The sequence below is a fragment of the Burkholderia sp. SRS-25 genome, assembly GCF_004343765.1.
Taxonomy (GTDB): Bacteria; Pseudomonadota; Gammaproteobacteria; order Burkholderiales; family Burkholderiaceae; genus Burkholderia; species Burkholderia contaminans.
On record NZ_PTXM01000016.1, the window covers coordinates 1 to 21,293 of the forward strand.

Sequence of the window (21,293 nt, forward strand, 5' to 3'; positions counted from 1 at the left end):
TCCGAGGATCAGCTCGCTTCCATCAAGCGCCCACACTTATCGGCTGTTAATTTTTAAAGAGCATTCTGCGAGGAACTTCGTGTTTCCCGGCAGCGCTGCGTTTTCAGCAGCAGAGAAGCGAGATTATCAACCGTTTTTTTAAATCCGTCAACAACTTTTTTAACTACTTCGTTGCGACGACTGCGGTTTAATTTCGTCAGCACTGGAATCGATAAAACCGACTTCAACAGCACCGCTTCCCTTCTTTCCCCGCGCTGCGTTTCCGTTAGCGCGAAAGAGGCGTGATTCTAAGCACCCACCCCCAACTACGCAAGCCCTTTTGTGAAATTATTTTGACATGTGGTAGCGGGGGTCGCTGAACCTGTCCTCCGGTCATATATATGCGACACGGCGGGAGCAGCCCCGGTTGCCCGTGAACCGCCCCGCCGCATCGAGCGCAATCCTCCGCCGCTCACCGCCCCACCATCGCCCTCACCACGCCGTCCCGTCGAATCAGCCCGTGATACAGCGCTGCGGCAAAGTGCGCGAGGAACGTCGCGAAGAACAGATAGGCCAGCACCCGGTGCGCGACCCGGAGCCACGCGAACGTCACCGGATCAGCCGACACCAGCGCCGGCAGCTGCACACCACCGCCCAGCGTCACCGGATACCCGCCCGCCGACAGCATCGCCCAGCCGATCAGCGGCATCGCGAACATCAGCGCATACAGCACGAGATGCGACCCGTGCGCCGCAACCTTCTGCCACCACGGCAGATCCTCGGGCAGCGCCGGCGGCTTCGACAGAACCCGCACCACGATCCGCACGCACACGAGCACCAGCACGGCAATGCCCAGCGGCTTGTGAATCGCCACCAGAATCGCATGCCGCTCGGAAACAGACGCCACCATCCCCACCCCGATGAACAGCATCGCGATGATCATCGCGGCCATCACCCAGTGCAGCACCCGCGCCGGCAAGCCAAACGTCGTCGAAGCCTTCATCACCGTCCCTCCCCACTCAATCGCGCCACGCCCGCTACCCCGGCCTCTTCACTCGTCCTGCGCAGATACGAATCCGCATAAGCTGCCGACCGCGCCGCCAGCAACGGATCCCCCGATACCTGAATCCCCTGCGGCAGCACCGTCGGGTCGTAATTCACGTCGCGGCACGGCCCGCTGTCCTGCGCCTCCACGCGGTCGAGCACGAGCGTGCCCGCATCGATCGTCGTGCGCTGCGCGGGCCAGACCTTCGTCGCGTCGTCCACCGGGTCGCCAGGCTCCGCCAGCGTGACCAGCAGCTTCCACTTCTGCGGACCGGCCGCGATGCGCTGCGTCACGTCCTGCTGCAGCACGTTCGGGTCGGCCGCCGTTGCGACGTCGCCTGCGCCGGCCGTCTGCTCCGGCACGACGCGCCACCGCACCGCCTGGCGCTTGCCCGCCGCGTCGACGAAGTAGAACGCGTTCAATCCGTAATAGCTTTCGGTGACGTAGCTCGCGCTCGGCTTCGCACCCTTCACCCATTCGCGGAACGCGGCCGTCTCCGGGTGCGCGCCGAAAAACGCCTTCACCTTCGCCGGATCGGGCTTGCCCGTCTTCGGATCAGCTCGCGTCGCGAGCAATTGCGCGTAGAACGCCTGCGGCGTCGCGACAGGAAACACGGGCATCGCGTTCATCCCGGTTCGCCATTGCTCACCATCAGGCGCGGTGAGCTTCAGCGCGAGGCTGCGGATCGGCACGCTGCTGTCGGGCGCATACGGATTCCCGCCCGGCAACGCGAACCGCCCGACCACCGGCGTGCGCACCGCCTGGAAGAACGGCGCGACCGAATACGCGCTCGCGGCACCGTTGCCTTCGAAGTAACCGGTTACGCACACGCCCTTCGCGTGATTGCGCCGGAAACCCGGGTGAATGCCGCCGCCGGCCGTCTGCAATGCATCGACGATCCGGTGCGGGGTCAGACGCGCCGGTGCGAACCAGCCGCCGACGTATCCGAACGCCACGGCCACGCCGGCCACCGCGCCGCCGATCGCGGCCCAGCGCCACCACCCGCGCCCGGGCTCGCGCTGCGGCGAAGAAGAGGAAGAAGATCGCTCCATATATAGGCTCCCGACCATCAGGTCATTGTCGAACCCGCGTAGGACGCCGCCCGCGCCGCTTTATTCCACGAAAAGTTTTTTCGTATGCTGGTGGAATAAGCGGCGCCGACCGGCGTCCTACGTGGCATCTCGACCCTTTCGGCAACCGGCCCGGCCATGCCCTCCACCGCCCTCGACGACGAAGCACTGCGCGAACTCATCCCCAGGCTGCGACGCTTCGCGCTCTGGCTCGCGCGCGACGTCCACGCGGCCGACGATCTCGTCCAGTCGACGCTCGAGCGCGCGCTGTCGCGCTGGACGAGCCGCCGCGACGACGCGTCGCTGCGCAGCTGGCTCTTCACGATCCTGTACCGGCAGTTTCTCGACGGCAAACGCAGCGCGAAGCGCTATGCGTGGCTGCTTGGGCGCATTCGCGACGACGACGAAGCGCACTGGCCGTCCGCCGAACGCGAATTCGCGGCGCGCGCGACGCTCGAAGCATTCGGTCGGCTCTCCGACGAGCAGCGCAGCCTGCTGCTGCTCGTCGCGGTCGAAGGTTTCACCTATCAGGAAGTCGCCGACCTGCTCGACATTCCGATCGGCACCGTGATGTCTCGGCTCTCCCGCGCGCGCCAGGCGCTGCGCCAGCTCAGCGACGGTGAACTTCCCGCTCCTTCCTTGCGGTTGATGAAAAAATGAACACGCCTCCGAACGAACATGACCTTCAGGCCTATGTCGACGGCCAGCTCGACGACGATGCGCGCGCCGCGGTCGAGCGCTATCTCGCGCTGCATCCGGCGCGCGCCGAACAGGTGAAGCAATGGCAGCAGGACGCGCAGCGGTTGCGGGCCGCGCTGGAAAGCGTGCGGATGCCGGCGGACAACCCCGCGCTGGATCCAGCCGCGATTCGTGGCCGGCGGGCCGATCGCGCGCGCATGCGGTTCGCGATGGCGGCTTCGTTCGTGTTCTGCGTCGGGCTCGGGACGTTCGGCGGATGGCAGGCGCGCGGGTGGAACGCGCCGCCGCCCATCGCGCCGATGAGCGATGCGGTCAAGGCTTACCAGATGATGGTGGTCGATCGGACGGCCAAGGTCGATTACCGGCCGACCGGTGCGGGCGATTTGCAGGGATGGCTCACCAGAGGCGTGGGCGCATCGGCGAAGCTGCCGGATCTGAGGGCGGCGGGGTTCAGGCCGGTCGGTGGGCGGTTGTTCACGACGGACAGCGGCGCCACGGCTGCGATGGTGCTCTATGAGGATGCAGCCGGAAGGACGCTGAGCTTCTATATGCGGCCGGCGGAATCGAAACATCGGCTCCTGCCGGCCGGGCAACGGGTGGACGGTGCGCTGCTCGCGCGGTATGGATCGATGAACGGGCTCAACTACGCGGTGGTCGGGCCGACGGGGAGTCTTGGCGAAAAGGCAGTCGTGCAGGCGCTCGACCAGCAGACTTGAAGTGGCAGGATGCACGCTCGGCTGGCTGTTGGTGGCGGCCGCCGGCGCCTTTGGTGGGGCGGCCCGGCGGGCTTGAACGGGCGCCCGCTCACCATTCGCATGCACAGCGTTTCGACTGACTTTCCCCGGCTGTTATGCACATCGCGCCACGCCGGCGCCCTCACCTTTGGAATCACAGGGTTTCGAGTCGCCGTGGAACAGGATATCCACATCGATCACGGGTAAGCGATCTGGCTTCCAAGGCGGGCTACGATCCTGTCCGTCCAGGTAGAGTCGTCACCGAGACTTGGCTGCCGGCAAGCATCTTGTTCGTCCGGCGCACGAACACCCAGTGCCAAACCCAGAGGAAAACCGCAACACCACCCGCGATGGAGCCAATGGCATTGGGTATCAATGAAAGAACCTGGGCGAGACACCACCCGATGCCGCTGGTCCGGCCGAACGAGCGCAACCCCGACAGGGCGGGATTGATACGAGATTCCGCTTCCAGGGACTTCGCCACGTTGGAAATAATGAAGAAGTCCTCGATGAAGTTGTAGGGCAAGAGGAACATCAGCCAGACGCTGTTGGGTTCGGCCGCACGCGATCCTCGGTTGACCGATTTCAGGGTAGTCCGGAGGTCGCTCGCGTAGGCATAGACCAGCGCCAGGAAAATCGCGACGACGACGATGCGTCCGATTATCCCAAGCACCGCTATTTCGCCGAGAACGCCGCCGTCTTCGGAGGGATGGACAAGCGGATAGGCAAGCCCAAAGGCAATGGGGATGCTCAGAATGGCTTTGAGAATGGTCCGTGCAGTTGCGCTCATGTGTATCGGAGGGAATCGGTGCGTTGTCACCGGCAGCATAGCGAACGGTCATCCTCGCTGTTCGACTTTGTCATGGCATATGCCGCCTTCTCTCGCGACGCTCGTCGAGTCGGTGCCGGAAGCGCGTCGGGAATCGTGGAGTCGAAATGTATGGAAGCGCGATAGCCACTACCCGTGAAGTAACGCGAACATCCTGGCCGAATTCGCGTACCCTCACCCGTTGAATGCACAGGGTTTCGAGTGCCTTGGCTGCTCGATATCCACAAGGCATTCCATCACGACGGATCGTGCGAGCACGCTCCACATCGCCTGCGCTATTCCGGAAAATCCCTGTCAGACAAGGCGTTCGGGCTGATTCGCATGGTCGAATGCATGGCGCTCACCTGTTCGACGCACAGCGATTCGACTGGTTGGGTATGCGAGTTGTCCACATACGCGCTGTGGACAAGCGCACGAAACCCGATGTACGGTTCGCATGCCCCCCGTTCTCAGGGCTTGCTTCTCTCCGTTCAGTCACGTGCTCGAACATTCTGATGGGCTTGTCGAGGTCAACATTCGCCGAGATCGACGCCCAGCTTGTGGTCCGGGCAAATGCTCACCTTGTGTCGGCACAGCGTTTTGCATCGTTTTGTGCCGCAGTTGTCCACACGTGAAGGCTGACGACCTTCACCACCTCCGAAGTCACTTGGTCAGATAAACCCTGAGAATCTCGCCGGTTTCCGGAGAAACGACGTACTGGATCGACGTTCCGAGCGGACTCGCGTTACCGAGCCCGCGCATGCCCGCCGGCATCTTCGCCACGAACGTCACGCTGATGACGTGATCCTCAGGCGTCGGATCCGCCCGGGCTTTACTTTCGTCTTCGAGGCAGATCTCGAAGTTGCGCAGGTCTTGCCCGGTCTTCGCAAATTCCTCATAGGCGGACTTCAGGCCGAGCAACGTCGCGGTATTGAGCCAGACGGAACAACGATCGATCCTGCCGAAATTCAGCTTGCTCATGGTGTTCTCCGGATATTACTGGTTGGGACCGATGTCGTACTGCGCGATCATGCCCATCACGATTGCTCCGTTGCGTTCACGTCCGCGTGTCGTCCTTGCGCAGACCGCTACGTTCCAACACCTCTCGCAGGCACACCGGACACACGAGCTCACCAGCGTCCCACATCTGCACGAACGTGGCCCGATCGTCGATGCGAAACGTCGATTCGACGATGTCGATGTCTGTCCCAAGCACCTTGTGCAAGAACGCTTCGTCAAACCAATGCGTGGCCTCATGCTCCACGCTGGCATTGGTGACCCGCACGACGTGACAATCGCGGATCACGTCGATCGACAAGATAGCGGCCTCGATATCCGGTGAGGTCCGCGTCGGTCGGATCAAGCCGTGCAACTCGCAGCGCGCGTCGCCGCGCGACCACTTCGCATTCGCCGCGACGACGGACGTGTCGAACGCTTGCTCTTTCGTCGTCGGTTTATAGGACACCTCGCCGGAACGCACGAGCAGCTCGTCCAGGCATGCCGAACACAGATACTCCCGCAAGCGCTCCAGCGCCGCAATCTTCGGAAACGCCGTCACGTGCGCAACGTTGTCGATAAAGGTCGCATCGACCTCGTGCTCGGCAAGTTCAGCACGCAGCATCCACAATTCCTGGCTGTATTTCCGTCGGTCGAGCGAAACCTTCACGAGCTCGCCGGACATGAACTGCCCGCGCTGCCGGATGCGCGCGGCAATGCCCTTCGATGTCGTGATGCCGTTGTCGCGTCCGTGCCGACCGCAGTGAATGGGGCCCATTACCCGCTCCGGTTGCGGGCAGCGCTCGCGTTGCCCAGGTCTTGCTTCGGTTTCATCGTGTCGGTCGTCATCATCCCCTGGAGTCGAGATCGAACTTCACGTTGAATCGCTCGCCTTTGTAGCGGCAACACAGGACATCGGCTTCCGGCGTCGACACGCGTTGCTCGAACACGATGTCGCCAGGGTGTTGCTGCAACCGGTGTACGACGGCATCGATCTCGAGTGCGTCGAGCCGGGTCAACGAAGCATCGCTCATGTCGTGAGCCTGTGCGCCAGACCCTCTCATCCTGAATGCCGGCGATTCTACAGACACAGCGGCTCGCGCATCGTCCGATGCCCTCACAGCTTGCCGTTTCGTTTATCTGATCGCTGCACGCAGTGCATATCCTGCACGGATCACAGTCGATGGACTGTGCTTATCCAAAGGTGTTAACAGAGGTCGTATACATACGTAGTGATAGTTAATAAACCCTGTGCCTCACAGTGGATAACGTCCCTAACCCCATGAATTCTCGACAGGAAGCAGGATGCATAACCTTGGGTGTGGCACGTGAACAGCTTCGTGGAGCACAGAACAACTTTTCGTCGATTCACAGCCGCGGCGACATATCCTCAATCGTTCCACTGTGAATCCAGAGGCTTGCCGGATGGTTATCCAGAGGGCAATGTGGATAACATCACAGCGCATCGACGCGTTTTGCTGTGATGCGAACCGGTGAAGCCAACGCTCCCGGCATCACGAGGCAACATCGATCGTCGCCCCTCACGCACGCCGATTCAAAAAATTTTCACGAAGGGGCTTGTGCTCCTCAAAAACCCTCTCTATAATTCGCGGCTTCTTAGGCTCGTAGCTCAGTTGGTTAGAGCACCACCTTGACATGGTGGGGGTCGTTGGTTCGAATCCAATCGAGCCTACCAACGAACAAATGAAGGGGTCTGGCAGCACAACTTGCCTACAGGCAATGCGGCTCGCCAACATACAAACGCCACGCGGCAACATCGCGTGGCGTTTTTCTTTTTCCGGCCGAAACAACGCATGTCGCCCCGATGCGTTGTGCGATCCACGGCATCGCATCCTTCGTCACCAGCACCTCGATCAGCCATACAACGGCCACTGCGCCGCGCGTAGAATCGTGTGCGCATCGAAGCGGCCGTTCCGACCGTCGCCCGATTTCCTACACATCAAAACAACGACGCGCGATCCGCGCGACTGAGAGCACACGACCATGTCCGACGTCACGACCGCCACATCCTCCGCGAGCAACGACGAGATCGCCGCTTACGTCGGCAAGAAAGCCGCCTGGTTCGAAAAGAAGTGGGAGATCGCCGCGTCGCGAAAGAACCGGCAGTCGTGGAACTGGGCAGCCTGTTTCCTGGGCCCGGTGTGGATGGCGTATCGCTGCATGTACTGGCAGGCGGCGGCCGTCCTTGGCGCGACGCTCGCGATCACGCTGGTCGAGCTGCTGTTCTTCCCGAAATACTTCGAATCGAGCACGCTCGACCCGGTCACCATCGGGATCGCCGTCGCGCTCGGCTGGTGCGGGAACAGCATCTACAGGACGCACGTCGTACGCCAGATCGAAAAACTGCGCCCGAGCGCGACGTCCCGCGAATCGTTGCTCGCGCTGCTGGAAGCGCAGGGCGGCACGAACGGGCTCGCGGCAGCCGGTTTCGCGATCGCGACGCCGTTGCTCGGCTTCCTGATCTACATCGTGGCCGGGACATATTGATCGCAGGAGCCGGCGATCGGTAAAGCAGGGCGGCAGGACGGAGAACAGGGCGCATCGCGGCCACGCATGCGCACGGCACACGGCGCGTGATCTCGCTGCACTCAGTGCAGATGCCTCAACTTGTCAGGATTCCGCACGACATAGATCGCGACGATTTTCCCGTCCTCGATCTCGAGCGCCGTGGTCTGCAACTCGCCGTCAGATTCCAGCGTGACGAAACCCGGCAACCCGTTGATGAACCCCGCACGCACGAGCTTCGACGCATGCGTGGCGAACAGCCCGGCCAGGAATTCGTGCACCTTCATCACGCGCTCGAAGCCGAACACCGGCTTGCCGGCAGCCGTGCGTTTGCCGCCACCGTCCGAATGCAGGCTCACGTCCTCGGCGAGCATCGCGCCGAGCGCGCGCATGTCGCCGCTGCGTGACGCGGCAAAAAACGCTTCCGCCAATTCGATCCCGCGCTGCTTCTCGACGTGAAAACGCGGCCGCGCCTCGCGCACATGCGTGCGTGCCCGCGCGGCGAGCTGCCGGCACGCGGCCGGGTCGCGCTGGATCGTCGTGGCCACTTCGTCGAACTCGAGGCCGAACACGTCGTGCAGCAGAAAGGCCGCGCGTTCGAGCGGCGAGAGCCGTTCGAGCGCGAGCAGCAGCGGCAGTGTGACGTCTTCCTGTTCGTCTTCCTCGACGACCGGCTCGGGCAGCCACGGGCCGATATAGGTCTCGCGCTGGTGCCGCGCGGACTTCAGCTGGTCGAGGCACATGCGCATCACCATGCGGCGCAGGAACGCTTCGGGAACGCGCACCTCGGTGCGGTCGACGTCCATCCAGCGGATGAACGCCTCCTGCACCATGTCCTCGGCATCCGCGACGGAACCGAGCATCCGGTACGCGACGCGGATCAGCGTGCGGCGCAGCGGGTCGAAGCTCGCCGCCGCATCGGCCCGTGCTTCGGCGCTGTCCTTGGCCGGATCGAGGTTCGGCATCAGGCCACCATCTTCGCGGCGGCGGCCTTTGCATCGGCCGGCTCGATCCACAGCCCGAAGCCGACCGCGAGCCGGTTCCAGCCGTTGATCACGTTGATCATCAGCGTGAGTTTCACCTGTTCCTCCTGGCTGAAGTGGTCGTTCAGCGCCGCATAGGCCGCTTCGTGCGCCGCGTGGCCCTCCGACAGCCGCGTGAGTGCTTCGGTCCAGCCGAGCGCCGCGCGTTCGCGGTCGGTGTAGCAGGGCGCTTCGCGCCACGCGGACAGCAGGTAGATGCGCTGCTCGGTCTCGCCTTGCTCGCGCGCCTCGGCCGCGTGCATGTTAATGCAGTTCGCGCACGCGTTGATCTGCGATGCGCGGATCTTGACCAGCTCGACCAGCGTCGGTTCGAGGCTCTGCGCGGCGGCGACCGAGACGGTCATCCAGTGCTTCATCAGGGCGGGTGCGGCGGCAAACGGGTTGAGTTTCGCAGTCATGGTCCTTCTCCTTTCGTGTGGGTTCCGCCGATATGACGAGCGAGCCCCCCGCGTGTGTGACATCGACGCGAAATTTTTTTCGAAGCCGGCGAGCGGGGCGGCGTAGAAGGCCGCAGGGCAAAGGCGGGCAGGGTGCGCGTCGAACGCAATCAACACAGCGAGCATGCTTCTTGCGCTCGTGGTGGTCAGACGATTTCGCATTCACGTCATGATGATCGCGGCCGCGCGAACGTCCGCGGCGTGCGTCGAACACAACGACCGACGCATGCCCTCTCCGAATCCCCCTCGATACGCGCTGATGTCAGCAATTGGCAGGTGATCGATTACTTTCATTTACATTTATCTGCCGTTTCGTCCGTATCTCGGTCAGCAACATTCACATTTCTGGCCCATACTGTTCTGCACGGGCAGATGAAGTGACGCCGCATCCGCGGCCCGGCGCGCGCGCCGGCTGCCCGACGACGCAGCAGCAGGTCGCACGTCAGCCGCGCGCATCACGCGCAAGGCTTTCCCTTTTCCGACAACACGCAACGCAGCGAATCGCGACGTGGACGGTAAACCGATGAGCCTTCTTGCTTCGCAGCTTCAGCGCCGTTACCAGGACGTGCGCGCCCATAGCGTCGCGTTGACCGCGACGCTGTCCGCCGAGGATCAGGCCGTGCAGTCGATGCCCGACGCCAGCCCGACGAAATGGCACCTCGCACATACGACCTGGTTCTTCGAAACCGTCGTGCTGATGCGCCGCGTGCCCGGCTACGCGCCGTTCGACGCGGCCTTCCAGTTCCTCTTCAATTCCTATTACGAAGCGCTCGGCCCGCGCCATCCGCGGCCGCAACGCGGGCTGCTCACGCGCCCGTCGCTCGACGAGGTGCATGCGTACCGGCAACACGTCGACGACGCGATGCTGCGCGCGCTGGCCGGCGCCGACGCGGCGCTGCTCGAGACGATCGCGCCCGAGGTCGAACTCGGCCTGCATCATGAGCAGCAGCATCAGGAGTTGATCGTCACCGACATGCTGCACGCGTTCTCGTGCAATCCGCTGAAGCCGGCGTTCCGGCCGCGCAACGGAACGGACGCCGGCGCGATGGCCGCGGGCGATGCCGGCGCGCAGCACTGGCTGCACCAGCCGGGCGGGCTCGTCGAGATCGGCCACGACGGCGATGCGTTCTCGTTCGACAACGAACGGCCGCGCCATACGGCGCTCGTGCGGCCATACGAGATCGCGAACCGCCTGGTGACGAACGCGGAATTCGCGGCGTTCGTCGCCGACGGCGGCTATGCGCGCCCCGAGTTCTGGCTGTCGGACGGCTGGGCCACGGTGCAGCGGGAAGGGTGGCAAGGGCCCGCGTACTGGATGCCCGACGATGACGATGCGGCCGCCACGCGCGTCCGGCGCACGTTCGGCCTGCACGGCGTCGAGCCGCTCGCACCCGACGCGCCGGTGTGTCACGTGAGCTTCTACGAAGCGGCCGCGTACGCGGAATGGGCCGGCGCGCGCCTGCCGACCGAATTCGAATGGGAAGCCGCGTTTCCAGCCGAAGGCATCCGGCAGATGCTCGGGCACGTGTGGCAATGGACGCGCTCGTCCTACGAGCCGTACCCGGGCTTTCGGCCGCTCGTCGGGGTAGCTGCCGAATACAACGGCAAGTTCATGGTCGGCCAGCAAGTCCTGCGCGGCAGCAGCATCGCGACGCCGCCCGGGCACGAACGGCCGACGTACCGCAATTTCTTTCCGCCGGCCGCGCGCTGGCAATTCACGGGAGTGCGACTTGCGCGAGACGTCTGACCAGACGGCCACGAGCAGTGGCCAGCAACCCGCCCGCGATTCGCGGCCGAGCGCGTTCGAGCGCGACCTGATCGACGGGCTGTCGCGTACGCCGCGCAGCATTCCGCCGAAATACTTCTACGATGCGGCCGGCTCCACGTTGTTCGATCGCATCTGCGAGTTGCCCGAGTATTACCCGACCCGCACCGAGCTCGGCATCCTGCGCGATCGCGCGGCCGAGATCGTGCGGCGCGTCGGCCCGCATGCGGAACTCGTCGAATTCGGCGCCGGCTCGCTCGAGAAGATCCGCGTGCTGCTCGACGCGTTCGCGGGCAACTATGCGAACGCGCCGGCACGCTACGTGCCGGTCGACATCTCGGCCGACTACCTGCACGACGCGGCCTCGCGGCTGCGGGCGGCCTATCCGTGGCTCGACGTCGCGCCGATCGCGGCCGACTACACGAAGGCCGAGCAACTGGCCGCGCTGACCGCGACTCCGGCGCGGCGCATCGGCTTCTTTCCCGGCTCGACGATCGGCAACTTCTCGCCGGAAGAGGCCGATGCGTTCCTGCGCGATGCGGCGCGGCTGCTGCGCGGCGGCGGCTTGCTGGTCGGCGCTGATCTCGTGAAGGACGAGCGCACGCTGCACGACGCTTACAACGATGCGCAGGGCGTGACCGCGCAGTTCAACCTGAACCTGCTCGCGCGCGCGAACACCGAGCTCGGCGCGGATTTCAACGTCGACGCGTTCTCGCATTGCGCGTTCTACGACCGCGCACGGCAGCGCATCGAGATGCATCTCGTCAGCGACATCGCGCAGACCGTGCACGTGCGCGGCCATGCGTTCCGCTTCGACGCCGGCGAGCGCATCCATACGGAGAACTCGCACAAGTTCACGATCGACGGCTTCCATGTGATCGCGCGCCGTGCAGGATTCGCGCCCGATACCGTGTGGACCGACGCGGACAACCTGTTCAGCGTGCACTGGCTGCGCAGCGTCGACGACATTCGCGCGTGATACGCGCCGCTTGCGAACCGCTCGCGTAGGGTGCGGGCGGTTCGCTTTCAACGCATTCCGATGCGCGCCGGCGCGTGCCGATCGTCCGGTTTCGTGCCGAAAATCCCTTTTTTACCGGTTCGATGCACCGCCGCAACGGTGTTTGGAATGCGGCCTCTTCCTTGTCCGGCAAGGCTTTGCGGGAAGCCGTAAACGTCCGTTACCTGTCTCGCATACCGGTTTCACCTGTGTCTGTGTCCGGTGCCTAGACTCCGAACCGTATTCACATGACGCACGACACGTGCAGGGAGTTGCGAGATGAACAAGAAACTCATTCTCGGTGCAGTTCTCGGTGTAGCAGCGCTGGCAGCTTCGGGCGTCGCATCGGCCCACGTCGACCTGTCGGTCGGCATCGGTGTACCGGCCTATGCGGCGCCGGCGCCCGTCTACGTGGCGCCGCCTCCGCCCGTCATGTACGCGCCGGTCGGCTATCGCGATGACGGTTGGCGTGGCGATGGCTGGCGTCAGCGCGAATGGCGCGAACACGAGTGGCGCCGCCGTGAATGGCGCGAGCACGAATGGCGCGATCGCGGCGGCTGGCGCGGCGGCCGCTGGGATTGAGCGAAGCGGCTCGACTTGATCGCCACGAGAGGAGAATGAAAACATGATGCCTATTCGACACATCAGGCTGTGTGCCACCGCGACCATCGTTGCGCTCGCCACGATCGGCAGCGCGCACGCGGCGGGCTGCATGAAGGGCGCGGTGGTCGGCGGTGTGGCCGGCCACTACGCGGGGCACCACGCGGTCGTCGGCGCGGTTGGCGGCTGTATCGTCGGCCACCACATGGCAAAGAAGCAGGCGCAGGAGCAGGCCGCGCAACACAAGGCCGCTGCGCCGGGCATGCAGCCGACGCAGTAAGCACCCCTCGTCACCGGGGCGGGGCGGCGCTGCGGCGCCGCGCCCGCCTGTCCCGTTCCCCGTTCACGCACGATCCGGATTGATCTGACGAATGCGCGTCGCGCACCCCGTTACGATCATTTACAACGTCGTGTGGCGCGATTTTTGTGCGTTCATAGAATGCAGTCACACGAACGCGCTCCAGGGAGCACAAGATGAAACAGCAACGATTTCTGTCCGTACTGATGGCCGCGCTGCTCGCGCTCGGCACGGTTTCCGCGTATGCCGCAGCCGGCGGCAACGGCGGTGGAAACGGCGGCGGTGGGGGTGGCGGTCATGGCGCAGGTGGCTTGGGCGGCAATGCCGGCGGCATGTCCGCCGGCCACATGAGCGGCGAGGCGTCGAGCAACTCGAACGGCATGCACGCGGGCGACCGCGACAAGGGCCTGTCGCGCGCGGCCGACCGCTCCGACACGATCGCCGATCGCGCCGGCACGCAGCCGGGCCGTGGCCACACGCACGCCCATGCGCACGGCCACACGACACACGCGTCGACGTCCACGCATCGTTCGCATCACCACGCGTTGAGCCGCACGCTTTAAGCGCGGCATGCAAACGTGATGGAAGGGCGCTTCGGCGCCCTTTTTTCATCGTGGCAATCCAACGCCGCTGTCGCGCGAAAACATCGTGCCGACCCGATTTGCAACCAGCCGTAACCGCGCCGCCAACGGGCGCATGTACGGATTGCTTACACGCGGTTGACAGACAGGAAATCGGTGCAAGGCGCGCGCATCACGAGCGCGCCCGGCCGCGTCGAGAAAGCCGATGAAAAAAGGGCGGCTCAACGCCGCCCTTCGCTTTACCGCCCGGCGCCCGCCAGCGGCGCCGCAGGTTCGAACAACGCATCGGCCTGCCTGACGCGCACGAAGCGCGCCGCACCGTCGCCGTCCACCAGCGCCCGGAAATGCGCTTCACCGCACGCGAGCTTCGCACGCTCGTGCTCGCTCGGCACGTTGCCGTCCGCATTCGGCGTATCGACGACGAAGTACAGCCGCTCGCCGCCGTCCTGTTCCGCGAGCACGGCCCAGTCCGGGTGATAGCTGCCGAGCGGCGTCTGCACGCGGAACCACGCGGGCAGCTTCGCGTACAGCTTCACCCCGTCGTGCGCCTCGAGCGCATCGGCGAACGCGCGCTCCGCGTCCGTCTCGCACACGACCGCCTCGTGAATCGACTTCTGCGCATCGGGCCGCAGGTTGCGCAGGTAGCCGGTCAGCGCCTCGTTCTCGAACGATTCCAGCGCATGCACATGGCGCTCGCCGAGCTTGCGGTAAGCGATACCCGTGACGAGCGCGTGGCGCTTGCAGCGGTTGATCGCATCGGCCGCGACCGCGATGAACTGCTGCGGATTCACGCGGAAATCCTCGAGCCGGCCGCTGTCGGCCAGGATCGTCGCGAGCGAACGGCGTGTGAGCTGCGTGCGGTCCTGCAGCTCGGTGAGCAGGTCGGGCAGCGGCAGCTCGCCTTCGTCGAGCAGCACCGTGCCGGCGCCGGCCACCTCGATCGCCTCGATGCCGGCCTTGCCGATGTCGATCTCGGCCTTGCGCCATTGCAGCCGTGCGCGCGCGATGTCCGGTGCGGCGTGCAGCGCGGCCGCGCAGTCACGCACGAGCTTCGCGTTGTCGAACTCGACGCGGTACACCGTGCGATGGCGGATGCGGTCCCACAGCGCGCGGAAATCCTCGCCGAACACGACGGCCTTGCCCGACGCATCGCGCCGCAGCGCGATCGCACGGCGCTCGTCCGCGTTGCGCACGGCAAAGCGGCCCGACAGCTTGCGCAGCGTCGCGACGATCGGGGCGCGCAGCATCTCGAACGCATCCGGCAGCACCAGCGCGCTCTGGCGCAGCGCATCCTTCAGCCGGTCGAGCACCTTGCCCTGCGCGTCGACGTAGCCTTGCTCGTGCAGGTGGTTCCACAGCACGCGCGACAGCTCGACGCCGAGCGCATGTGCGGGCCCGTCGCCTTCCTGCACGGGCAGCGCCGCGAACTGGTGTTCCTCGACGATGCCGAAACGGATGCCCGTATCGGCCTCGATTTCCTTCTGCAGGTTCTCCGCGAACGACTCGTAGCGCTCGGTCGCGATCACGGTGAGCGTGTTCACTCCAGCATCGCGCACGCGTTCGCCGTCCTGGTCGACGGCGAGGCGCAGCCCGCGGCCGAGCGTCTGGCGGCGTTCGCGTTCGGTCTGGATGTCGCGCAGCGTGCAGATCTGGAACACGTTCGGGTTGTCCCAGCCTTCCTTCAGCGCCGAGTGCGAGAAGATGAACTTCAGCGGCGTGTCGAACGACAGCAGCGCTTCCTTCTCGCGCATGATCAGGCCGTATGCGCGCTCCGCGTTCTCGCGCGCCGCGGCGCTGCTTTCGCTCGTGTCGGTCCAGCCGCCCTTGCGGTCGATCGAGAAGTAGCCGTTGTGTGCGCGCCCGACTTCGAGCGCGACGTCGACGCCGTCGAACAGCGCGCGATAGGCCGGCACGCGCGCCGCCCGCGCATATTCCTCTTCGAAGATCAGCGCGTAGTCGCCCTTCACGGGCATCCCGTTCTCGTCGTAGCGGCGGTAACGCTCGACCGAATCGACGAAGAACAGCGACAGCACCTTCACGCCGCGTTCGGCCAGGCGCAACTCCTTGTCAAGATGCTCGCGAATCGTGCGGCGGATCATCTCGCGCTGCACGGCAAGCGTGTCGATGTCGCCGAACGCCTCGCCGAGCGACAGGAACGCCTCGCCTTCCGGATGGCGCAGCTCGACGTATTCCGCGCCCTTCACCGCGTGGACTTCACCGATCCGCAGCCCCGCGTACAGCGCGCGCTTGGTCAGGCGTTCGAGATCGTCGCCGTCGGTGGCCGACACGATCTGGCGTTTCACGCCGGCCGTGGTCGCGACGTCGAGCTCGATGCGCGCGCTGATCGCGCCGCGCCGGTTCGACACGCCGACGAGCCGCACGTACGGCTTGTTGTGCGCATCCTCGACGATCGCCGACGCGATCTCGATCTGCTTGACGAGCTTGCGCTCGTACGCGTCGACCGCGTCGAGCCGGTACACCATGTGGTGACGGTCGACGTGCGTGGCCGAATAGCGCAGCGTGCAGAGCGGCGCCATCGCGGCGAGCGCTTCGCGGCCACGGCCTTCGAGCCCGCCGTCGACGCTTTGCGGCTCGTCGACGATCACGATCGGCCGCGTCGCGCGGATCAGGTCGATCGGCTTCTCGCCGCCGGTCTTCTCGCTGTCCTTGTAGAGGTTGTTGATTTCCTTCTTGTTGATCGCGGCCACCGTCATCACCATGATCTGGATCGCCGCGCTCGCCGCGAAGTGGCGCACCTGGCCGAGCTTCGCGGAGTCGTACAGGAAGTAGTCGTACGGTACGCCCGCGTACAGCGCGCGGAAGTGATCCTCGGTGATCGCGAGCGTCTTGTGCACGCCTTCCTTGATCGCGATCGACGGCACGACGATCACGAACTTCGTGAAGCCGTAGCGGCGGTTCAGCTCGAAGATCGTGCGCAGGTACACGTAGGTCTTGCCGGTGCCGGTTTCCATCTCGACGGTGAAGTCGCGCGAGCCGGGCAGGCCGGACGGCGGCAGGCCGCCGCGCAGCTGCACGTCGGCGAGATTGCGCGCGAGCGCGTCGTCGGTCAGCGACAGCCGGTTGCCGACGCCCTGTTCCGACACGGCGAAGCCGAGCGAGCCTTGCGCGGCGGCGGTCGTGCCGGGGGCGGCGTTCGCGAGCACGCTGAAGTCGCCGCGATACGATTCCTGGCCGCGAAACAGGTCGCAGACGGCGTCGATCGCCTCGCGCTGGTAGTCGAGATCCGCTTCGAAATGCAGCCGCATCACAGGCTCCGCACGCGCTTCACGCCGTGCTGTTCGAGCAGCGCGGCGAGATTGAGCTTCGCGACGTCGTCGACGAAGCCGCTGTCGCGGAACAGGCACGTGACGTCGTGCGTGGTGCCGGTCGCATCGAGCAGGTCGACGATGCCGTCGGCGAGCGGCCCCGCGTCGTCGCGCGAAATGCGCGCGTCGAAGCACGCGACGATCGAGCGGCCGATCAGGTGCACGGTCTTGCCGGCCACCTGGTGATGCTCGACCGGCGTGCACAGGTCGAGGCCGAGCTTCAGCGTCAGCTCGGCGAGCAGGTCGTCCTCGGTGCGGCCGGTCTTCACGTGCTCGACGGATGCGAACAACGCGTGGTCGAAGTCGTCGCGACGCGGGTCCCACTCGATCACGTTGGTCGTGTCGAGCCGGTACACGCGGAAGCCGAGGTCGCCATAGCTTTCCGGATAGTCGCGCGCGACCTGCTGCGCGGCGCGGCGCAGGCGTTCCTTCGTGATCTCGGCGAGCGTCAGCGGCTTCTTCAGCTTCGCGCAGAAATCGGCGGCCGCCGTCTGCGTCTTGTCGCGCCGGTCGAGTGCCTCGGGCAGCTGCACGAGGATGTAGCGGCGCGCGCCGCCGTCGGTCGCGTTGACCTGCATCACCGCGTGGCCGGTCGAGCCGGAGCCCGCGAAGCAGTCGAGCACGATGTCGTCGCCGCGCGTGCACCAGCCGATCACGGCGGCCGCGAAGTCGACCGGCTTCGGCAGGTCGAACGGGATGCCGAGCGTCTTCAGCAGCGCGTCGTCGGAGCCCGCGAACGGCAGCACCGACGGCACGTTCTCGTACATGTTCTCGTCGAGGTAGTAGATCCGCTGCGGCTGCGTGGTTTCATCCGGGCCGAATTCGATCTGGCCGCGCTCGAGCAGCGCCTGCATCGTCGCGGGCGGGTTGCGCCAGCCGCGCGCCGGCATCGCGCACGGCTTGCCGGTGACCGGATGGATCAGCGGCGTGAAATATTCGTCCGGCGCCTTCTTCTTGTTCGGCCAGGCCATCGACACGAGGCGGTACACGCGGCCTTCCGCCGACAGCCGGTCGTACATCACCTCGCCGCCGGACAGGTTGGTCTGCGCCTTCATCCACGCGCGGTACGCCTTCTGCGCGTCCTTCGCATTGCCGCTGCGGTACACGGCGTCGTGCGCGGCGTCCAGCATGCGCTGCGCATTGCGCTTCGGGCGCTTGAGCGGCGCCTGTTCGAGCAGCGTCTCGGCGTTGCGCGCGAACAGCACCAGCGATTCGTGCTGGTACGCGACGCCGCGCGCGTCGCCCTTCGGGTTGCGCTTGTCCCACACGGCCACGCCGAGCTCGTTCTCCTCGCCGAAGATCTCGCGCAGCATCAGCACGAGCGCATGCACTTCATGCTCGTCGATGTGCACGGCGATCAGCCCTTCGTCGGACAGCAGCGCGTGCGCGAGCTTCAGGCGCGGATACATCATGTTCAGCCAGTCGGTGTGGAACCGGCCGTTCGCCTCGGTGTTGGTGCTGCGCTTCACGCCGCCGTGGGTCTGCCCGGTCATCGCCAGGTAGTGGCGGATGCTGTCGCTGAAGTCGTCCGGATAGACGAAATCGCTGCCGGTGTTGTACGGCGGGTCGATGTAGACGAGCTTCACCTTGCCGGCGTAGCTCTTGTGCAGCAGCTTCATCACGTCGAGGTTGTCGCCCTCGATTACCAGATGGCGCGTGTCGTCCCACGCGACGCTGTCGTCGGGGCAGGGCCGCAGCGTGCCCGTCGACGGCGTGAGCGCGGCCTGGCGCGCGCTGCGCTTGCCGTGCCAGTGAAAGCCGTAGCGCTCGTCGGCGTCGCCGACCGTGCGGTCGCCGACGAGCGCCTTCAACACGTCGACGTCGACCGACGCGCCGCCGGGGCCTTCGGTCACGAGTTCGGGGAACAGCGCCTTCAGGCGCGCGACGTTGTCGACGGTGAAATCCGTCGACATCGCCTGCGGGCTGGCCGCATCGAGTTTCTGCATCGTCTTTTCCATCGGAGCCCGGCCGCGCGCGCCAGGACGTCGGGCGCGCTCGCGGCACCGGCGGCAATGGCCGCCCGGGCAAACCCGAAACGCTATCGAGTCGGTCGGCGCAGGTCAAGCACCGATGTGGGCCGAACGTGCGGGTATCGGCCGCGATTGCCCGCCGGACGGGCCGCAAGCGGCTTCGGGCGGGTTGTCGCATGGCCGGCCGGCGGGCGCTTGCCGGGGATCCCCGGGGCACGGCGGAAAGGACGAAAAAAAGGGCACGGTCGGCGCCAAGCGCCGGCGTGCCCGCATGGAGAATCCCGGATGGAGGGTGCGGCGGGGCCCGCCGGGCCCCGCTCGGGGTCAGAAGCGCGTGCGGATGCCCGACGTCAGTTCGAGCTGGTTCTTCGCGCCGAACGTCGACGACACCGTGTAGCCGCCGTGCAGCTTCATGTAGTCGCCAGCCAGGTACACCTCGGTACGCTTGCTCAGGTGGTAGAACACCGACCCGTAGATCGTCTCCTTGAAGCCGTTGCCGACGCCGTTGGTCAGGCTGAATGCGCCGAGGTTCGCGTTCGGGACGAAACCGTCCGAGTTGTACGCGGCGTTCTTCACGCGCATCTGCTGGTAGCCGAGCTCGTAGTCGAGCGCGCCCTTCGGCGCGATCTTCATCGACACCGTCCATGAATCGTCGTGGCGCTGGCCGAGCGAGCCCTGGTCGCCGTTGTAGCGGAAGTAGCCGGCATTCAGGCGCACGATGCTGAACGCGTAGTTGCCGCCGACCGAGAACGTCTGGTTCGTAAAGCCGCCGTTGTTCACGTGGTTGTAGAAGCCCGACACAGCAAACGGCCCGCCGTTGTAGCCGAGCGCGACCTGGTACGCGGAGCCGGTCGCGAACGCGGTCGAATTGCTGAACTGGTAGCCGGCGCTCGCGAAGATGCCGTTGCTGAACAGCTTCTTCCACGCGATGCCGTTGTTGTAGCGCGTGCCGGTCGGGCCGGCCGCGTAGAAGATCATCTGCTTGAAGTTGTTCGAGTTGGTCCAGCCGCCTTCCTCGGTCGACAGCTTCGCGGAACCGTACGCGTCGCCGTAGATCGCCGACGCGTCGCGCGCGATCGTGTTCTGGAAGCCGGCCGTCAGCTTGCCGAAGCGCTCGTCCTCGACGCCGACCCATGCATCGCGGTCGAAGATCTGGCCGCTGTCTTCCATCTGACCGTTGGCGACCACGTATTCGCTTTCGAGGCGGAAGATGATCTTCGTGCCGCCGCCGATGTCTTCGGCACCGCGCAGGCCCCAGCGGCTGCCGCTGAACCACGGCTCGCCTTCGTTGCCCATCCCGATCACGTGATTGCCGTTCGCGTCGGCGTGGGTCCGGTAGGTCGGAAAGCTCAGGTCCATCAGGCCGTAGAGCTGCACGCTCGACTGCGCATGCGCCTGGGTGCCGGCGCACAGGCCAGCCGCCGCGATGGAAAGGGCAAGGGTTTTTCGTTTCAAGATCGTCTCCTCCGAGCTGCCGCATTGGAATCTGGTCGTTGGCAGTACGCAATGTATGCCGACTCTTGCCGGCCACAGCGAGAGGGCCGACGCGTAGCATCGTAGAGGGGGCAATCCTTCACGACGCTTTCCCGGAGTAAAGAATCGGATCGGTGAAAACACCGAACGCGCAACAATCACGGATCGGGCAGGCGGGCGGAAGCAGGCAAACCGGGGGCGCCGGCATGCGTCGATGACGTTTCGTGCTACGAATCGGTATTCAGGGCCCGCAAAGCGGCCCGTCAGTCCTGCGCGCTCTTCATGCGCAGGATGTAACCCAGCCCGCGCAGCGTGATGATCTCGGCCGTGCTGCCCGCGAGATGCTTGCGCAGCCGGTGGATGTAGATGTCGATCGCATCGGCGCTCGGCTCGTCGTCGAGCGCGAACACGCTGTCCATCAGCCGCGCCTTCGACACCGTCTTGTTCTGCTGCAGCATCAGCGTTTCGAGGATCGCGTGCTCGCGGCGGCGCAGCGCGAGCACCGTTTCGCCGCAGCGGAATTCGCGCGTGCCGAATGCGTAGACGAGATCGCCGCATACGAGCTGCGTCGTGCCGACGCCGGCCTGCCGGCGGATCAGCGCGCGGATCCGCGCGACCAGCTCGCGCGATTCGAACGGCTTCACGACGTAATCGTCGGCACCCGCGCCGAAGCAGTCGACCTTGTCGTCGACCGAGCCGTGCGCGGTCAGCATCAGCACCGGCACGTTGTCGTTGCGGCGCCGCAGCCGCGCGAGCACCTCCTTGCCGCTGATGCCGGGCAGGCGCATGTCGAGCAGCACCGCGTCGTAGCGTTCGGTCTTCAGCACCGTATCGGCGCGCTCGCCGTCGCCGACGGAGTCGACCGCGAAATCCTCGCCGCGCAGCAGGTTCACGATCCAGTGCGCGAGCTCGGCGTTGTCTTCGACCAGCAGGAGTTTCATGACGG

20 protein-coding genes and 1 tRNA gene are annotated in these 21,293 nt (G+C 65.4%); 9 read left to right on the forward strand and 12 right to left on the reverse strand.

Going from position 1 to position 21,293, the window contains the following annotated elements:
• Positions 1–451 precede the first annotated feature (451 nt).
• Both C5O79_RS22045 and C5O79_RS22050 read right to left on the reverse strand, forming a co-directional pair.
• The gene (locus C5O79_RS22045) at positions 452–982 is read right to left on the reverse strand and encodes a cytochrome b (RefSeq protein WP_165935646.1); all 531 of its coding nucleotides are present in this window, start codon (positions 980–982) and stop codon (positions 452–454) included.
• Positions 982–2,076: a catalase family peroxidase gene (locus C5O79_RS22050; RefSeq protein ID WP_046550023.1), complete on the reverse strand. Its 1,095-nt coding sequence runs from the start codon at positions 2,074–2,076 to the stop codon at positions 982–984. The genes C5O79_RS22045 and C5O79_RS22050 overlap by 1 nt, the downstream gene beginning before the upstream one ends.
• 156 nt (positions 2,077–2,232) lie before the next feature.
• Here C5O79_RS22050 and C5O79_RS22055 point away from each other — a divergent pair, with 156 nt between their 5' ends.
• Complete coding sequence (locus C5O79_RS22055; RefSeq protein ID WP_089460212.1) at positions 2,233–2,754, forward strand: sigma-70 family RNA polymerase sigma factor; 522 nt, start codon at positions 2,233–2,235, stop codon at positions 2,752–2,754.
• A complete protein-coding gene (locus C5O79_RS22060; RefSeq protein WP_122473424.1) occupies positions 2,751–3,509 on the forward strand; it encodes an anti-sigma factor in 759 nt (252 codons plus the stop codon). Before C5O79_RS22055 ends, C5O79_RS22060 begins: the two co-directional genes overlap by 4 nt.
• A gap of 247 nt (positions 3,510–3,756) precedes the next feature.
• Here the strand turns inward: C5O79_RS22060 and C5O79_RS22065 are convergent, their stop codons facing one another.
• The 4 genes from C5O79_RS22065 to C5O79_RS22080 form a co-directional block, all read right to left on the reverse strand.
• Positions 3,757–4,317: a hypothetical protein gene (locus tag C5O79_RS22065; RefSeq protein ID WP_236862303.1), complete on the reverse strand. Its 561-nt coding sequence runs from the start codon at positions 4,315–4,317 to the stop codon at positions 3,757–3,759.
• Between the two features lie 681 nt (positions 4,318–4,998).
• The gene (locus C5O79_RS22070; RefSeq protein WP_122473426.1) at positions 4,999–5,316 is read right to left on the reverse strand and encodes a hypothetical protein; all 318 of its coding nucleotides are present in this window, start codon (positions 5,314–5,316) and stop codon (positions 4,999–5,001) included.
• Positions 5,317–5,392: 76 nt separating this feature from the next.
• Positions 5,393–6,109 carry a hypothetical protein gene (locus C5O79_RS22075; RefSeq protein ID WP_122473427.1) on the reverse strand — a complete coding sequence of 239 codons (717 nt, stop codon included), beginning with the start codon at positions 6,107–6,109 and terminating at the stop codon, positions 5,393–5,395.
• A gap of 70 nt (positions 6,110–6,179) precedes the next feature.
• Positions 6,180–6,365 (reverse strand): hypothetical protein, encoded by a 186-nt coding sequence (locus tag C5O79_RS22080; protein WP_047851525.1) that lies wholly within the window; start codon positions 6,363–6,365, stop codon positions 6,180–6,182.
• A gap of 585 nt (positions 6,366–6,950) precedes the next feature.
• Between C5O79_RS22080 and C5O79_RS22085 the strand changes: the two genes are divergently transcribed.
• Both C5O79_RS22085 and C5O79_RS22090 read left to right on the forward strand, forming a co-directional pair.
• Positions 6,951–7,027 (forward strand) — tRNA-Val (locus tag C5O79_RS22085).
• A 308-nt stretch (positions 7,028–7,335) separates the two neighbouring features.
• Entirely contained in the window at positions 7,336–7,839 is a 504-nt protein-coding gene (locus C5O79_RS22090; protein ID WP_122473428.1) for a DUF2628 domain-containing protein, read from the forward strand.
• A gap of 101 nt (positions 7,840–7,940) precedes the next feature.
• On the opposite strand, the gene C5O79_RS22095 is transcribed toward C5O79_RS22090, so the two are convergent.
• Complete coding sequence (locus C5O79_RS22095; RefSeq protein ID WP_046550029.1) at positions 7,941–8,822, reverse strand: sigma-70 family RNA polymerase sigma factor; 882 nt, start codon at positions 8,820–8,822, stop codon at positions 7,941–7,943.
• Entirely contained in the window at positions 8,822–9,298 is a 477-nt protein-coding gene (locus tag C5O79_RS22100) for a carboxymuconolactone decarboxylase family protein (RefSeq protein ID WP_046550030.1), read from the reverse strand. The genes C5O79_RS22095 and C5O79_RS22100 overlap by 1 nt, the downstream gene beginning before the upstream one ends.
• Positions 9,299–9,860: 562 nt before the next feature.
• Here C5O79_RS22100 and egtB point away from each other — a divergent pair.
• From egtB to C5O79_RS22125, 5 genes are all read left to right on the forward strand, one after another.
• Positions 9,861–11,084: an ergothioneine biosynthesis protein EgtB gene (gene egtB / locus C5O79_RS22105; protein WP_046550031.1), complete on the forward strand. Its 1,224-nt coding sequence runs from the start codon at positions 9,861–9,863 to the stop codon at positions 11,082–11,084.
• Complete coding sequence (gene egtD / locus C5O79_RS22110; protein WP_122473429.1) at positions 11,068–12,081, forward strand: L-histidine N(alpha)-methyltransferase; 1,014 nt, start codon at positions 11,068–11,070, stop codon at positions 12,079–12,081. The genes egtB and egtD overlap by 17 nt, the downstream gene beginning before the upstream one ends.
• A gap of 297 nt (positions 12,082–12,378) precedes the next feature.
• The gene (locus C5O79_RS22115; protein WP_046550033.1) at positions 12,379–12,681 is read left to right on the forward strand and encodes a hypothetical protein; all 303 of its coding nucleotides are present in this window, start codon (positions 12,379–12,381) and stop codon (positions 12,679–12,681) included.
• Positions 12,682–12,724: 43 nt separating this feature from the next.
• The gene (locus tag C5O79_RS22120) at positions 12,725–12,979 is read left to right on the forward strand and encodes a hypothetical protein (RefSeq protein WP_122473430.1); all 255 of its coding nucleotides are present in this window, start codon (positions 12,725–12,727) and stop codon (positions 12,977–12,979) included.
• Between the two features lie 194 nt (positions 12,980–13,173).
• Entirely contained in the window at positions 13,174–13,560 is a 387-nt protein-coding gene (locus tag C5O79_RS22125; protein ID WP_047851520.1) for a hypothetical protein, read from the forward strand.
• A gap of 257 nt (positions 13,561–13,817) precedes the next feature.
• Here the strand turns inward: C5O79_RS22125 and C5O79_RS22130 are convergent, their stop codons facing one another.
• The 4 genes from C5O79_RS22130 to C5O79_RS22145 form a co-directional block, all read right to left on the reverse strand.
• Positions 13,818–16,844 carry a DEAD/DEAH box helicase family protein gene (locus C5O79_RS22130; protein WP_122473431.1) on the reverse strand — a complete coding sequence of 1,009 codons (3,027 nt, stop codon included), beginning with the start codon at positions 16,842–16,844 and terminating at the stop codon, positions 13,818–13,820.
• The gene (locus C5O79_RS22135) at positions 16,844–18,862 is read right to left on the reverse strand and encodes a site-specific DNA-methyltransferase (RefSeq protein ID WP_046550037.1); all 2,019 of its coding nucleotides are present in this window, start codon (positions 18,860–18,862) and stop codon (positions 16,844–16,846) included. Before C5O79_RS22135 ends, C5O79_RS22130 begins: the two co-directional genes overlap by 1 nt.
• A gap of 336 nt (positions 18,863–19,198) precedes the next feature.
• Positions 19,199–20,329, reverse strand: coding sequence for a porin (locus C5O79_RS22140; protein WP_047851517.1), 1,131 nt, complete (start codon positions 20,327–20,329; stop codon positions 19,199–19,201).
• A 281-nt stretch (positions 20,330–20,610) separates the two neighbouring features.
• Positions 20,611–21,288: a response regulator gene (locus tag C5O79_RS22145; protein ID WP_047851516.1), complete on the reverse strand. Its 678-nt coding sequence runs from the start codon at positions 21,286–21,288 to the stop codon at positions 20,611–20,613.
• Positions 21,289–21,293 lie beyond the last annotated feature (5 nt).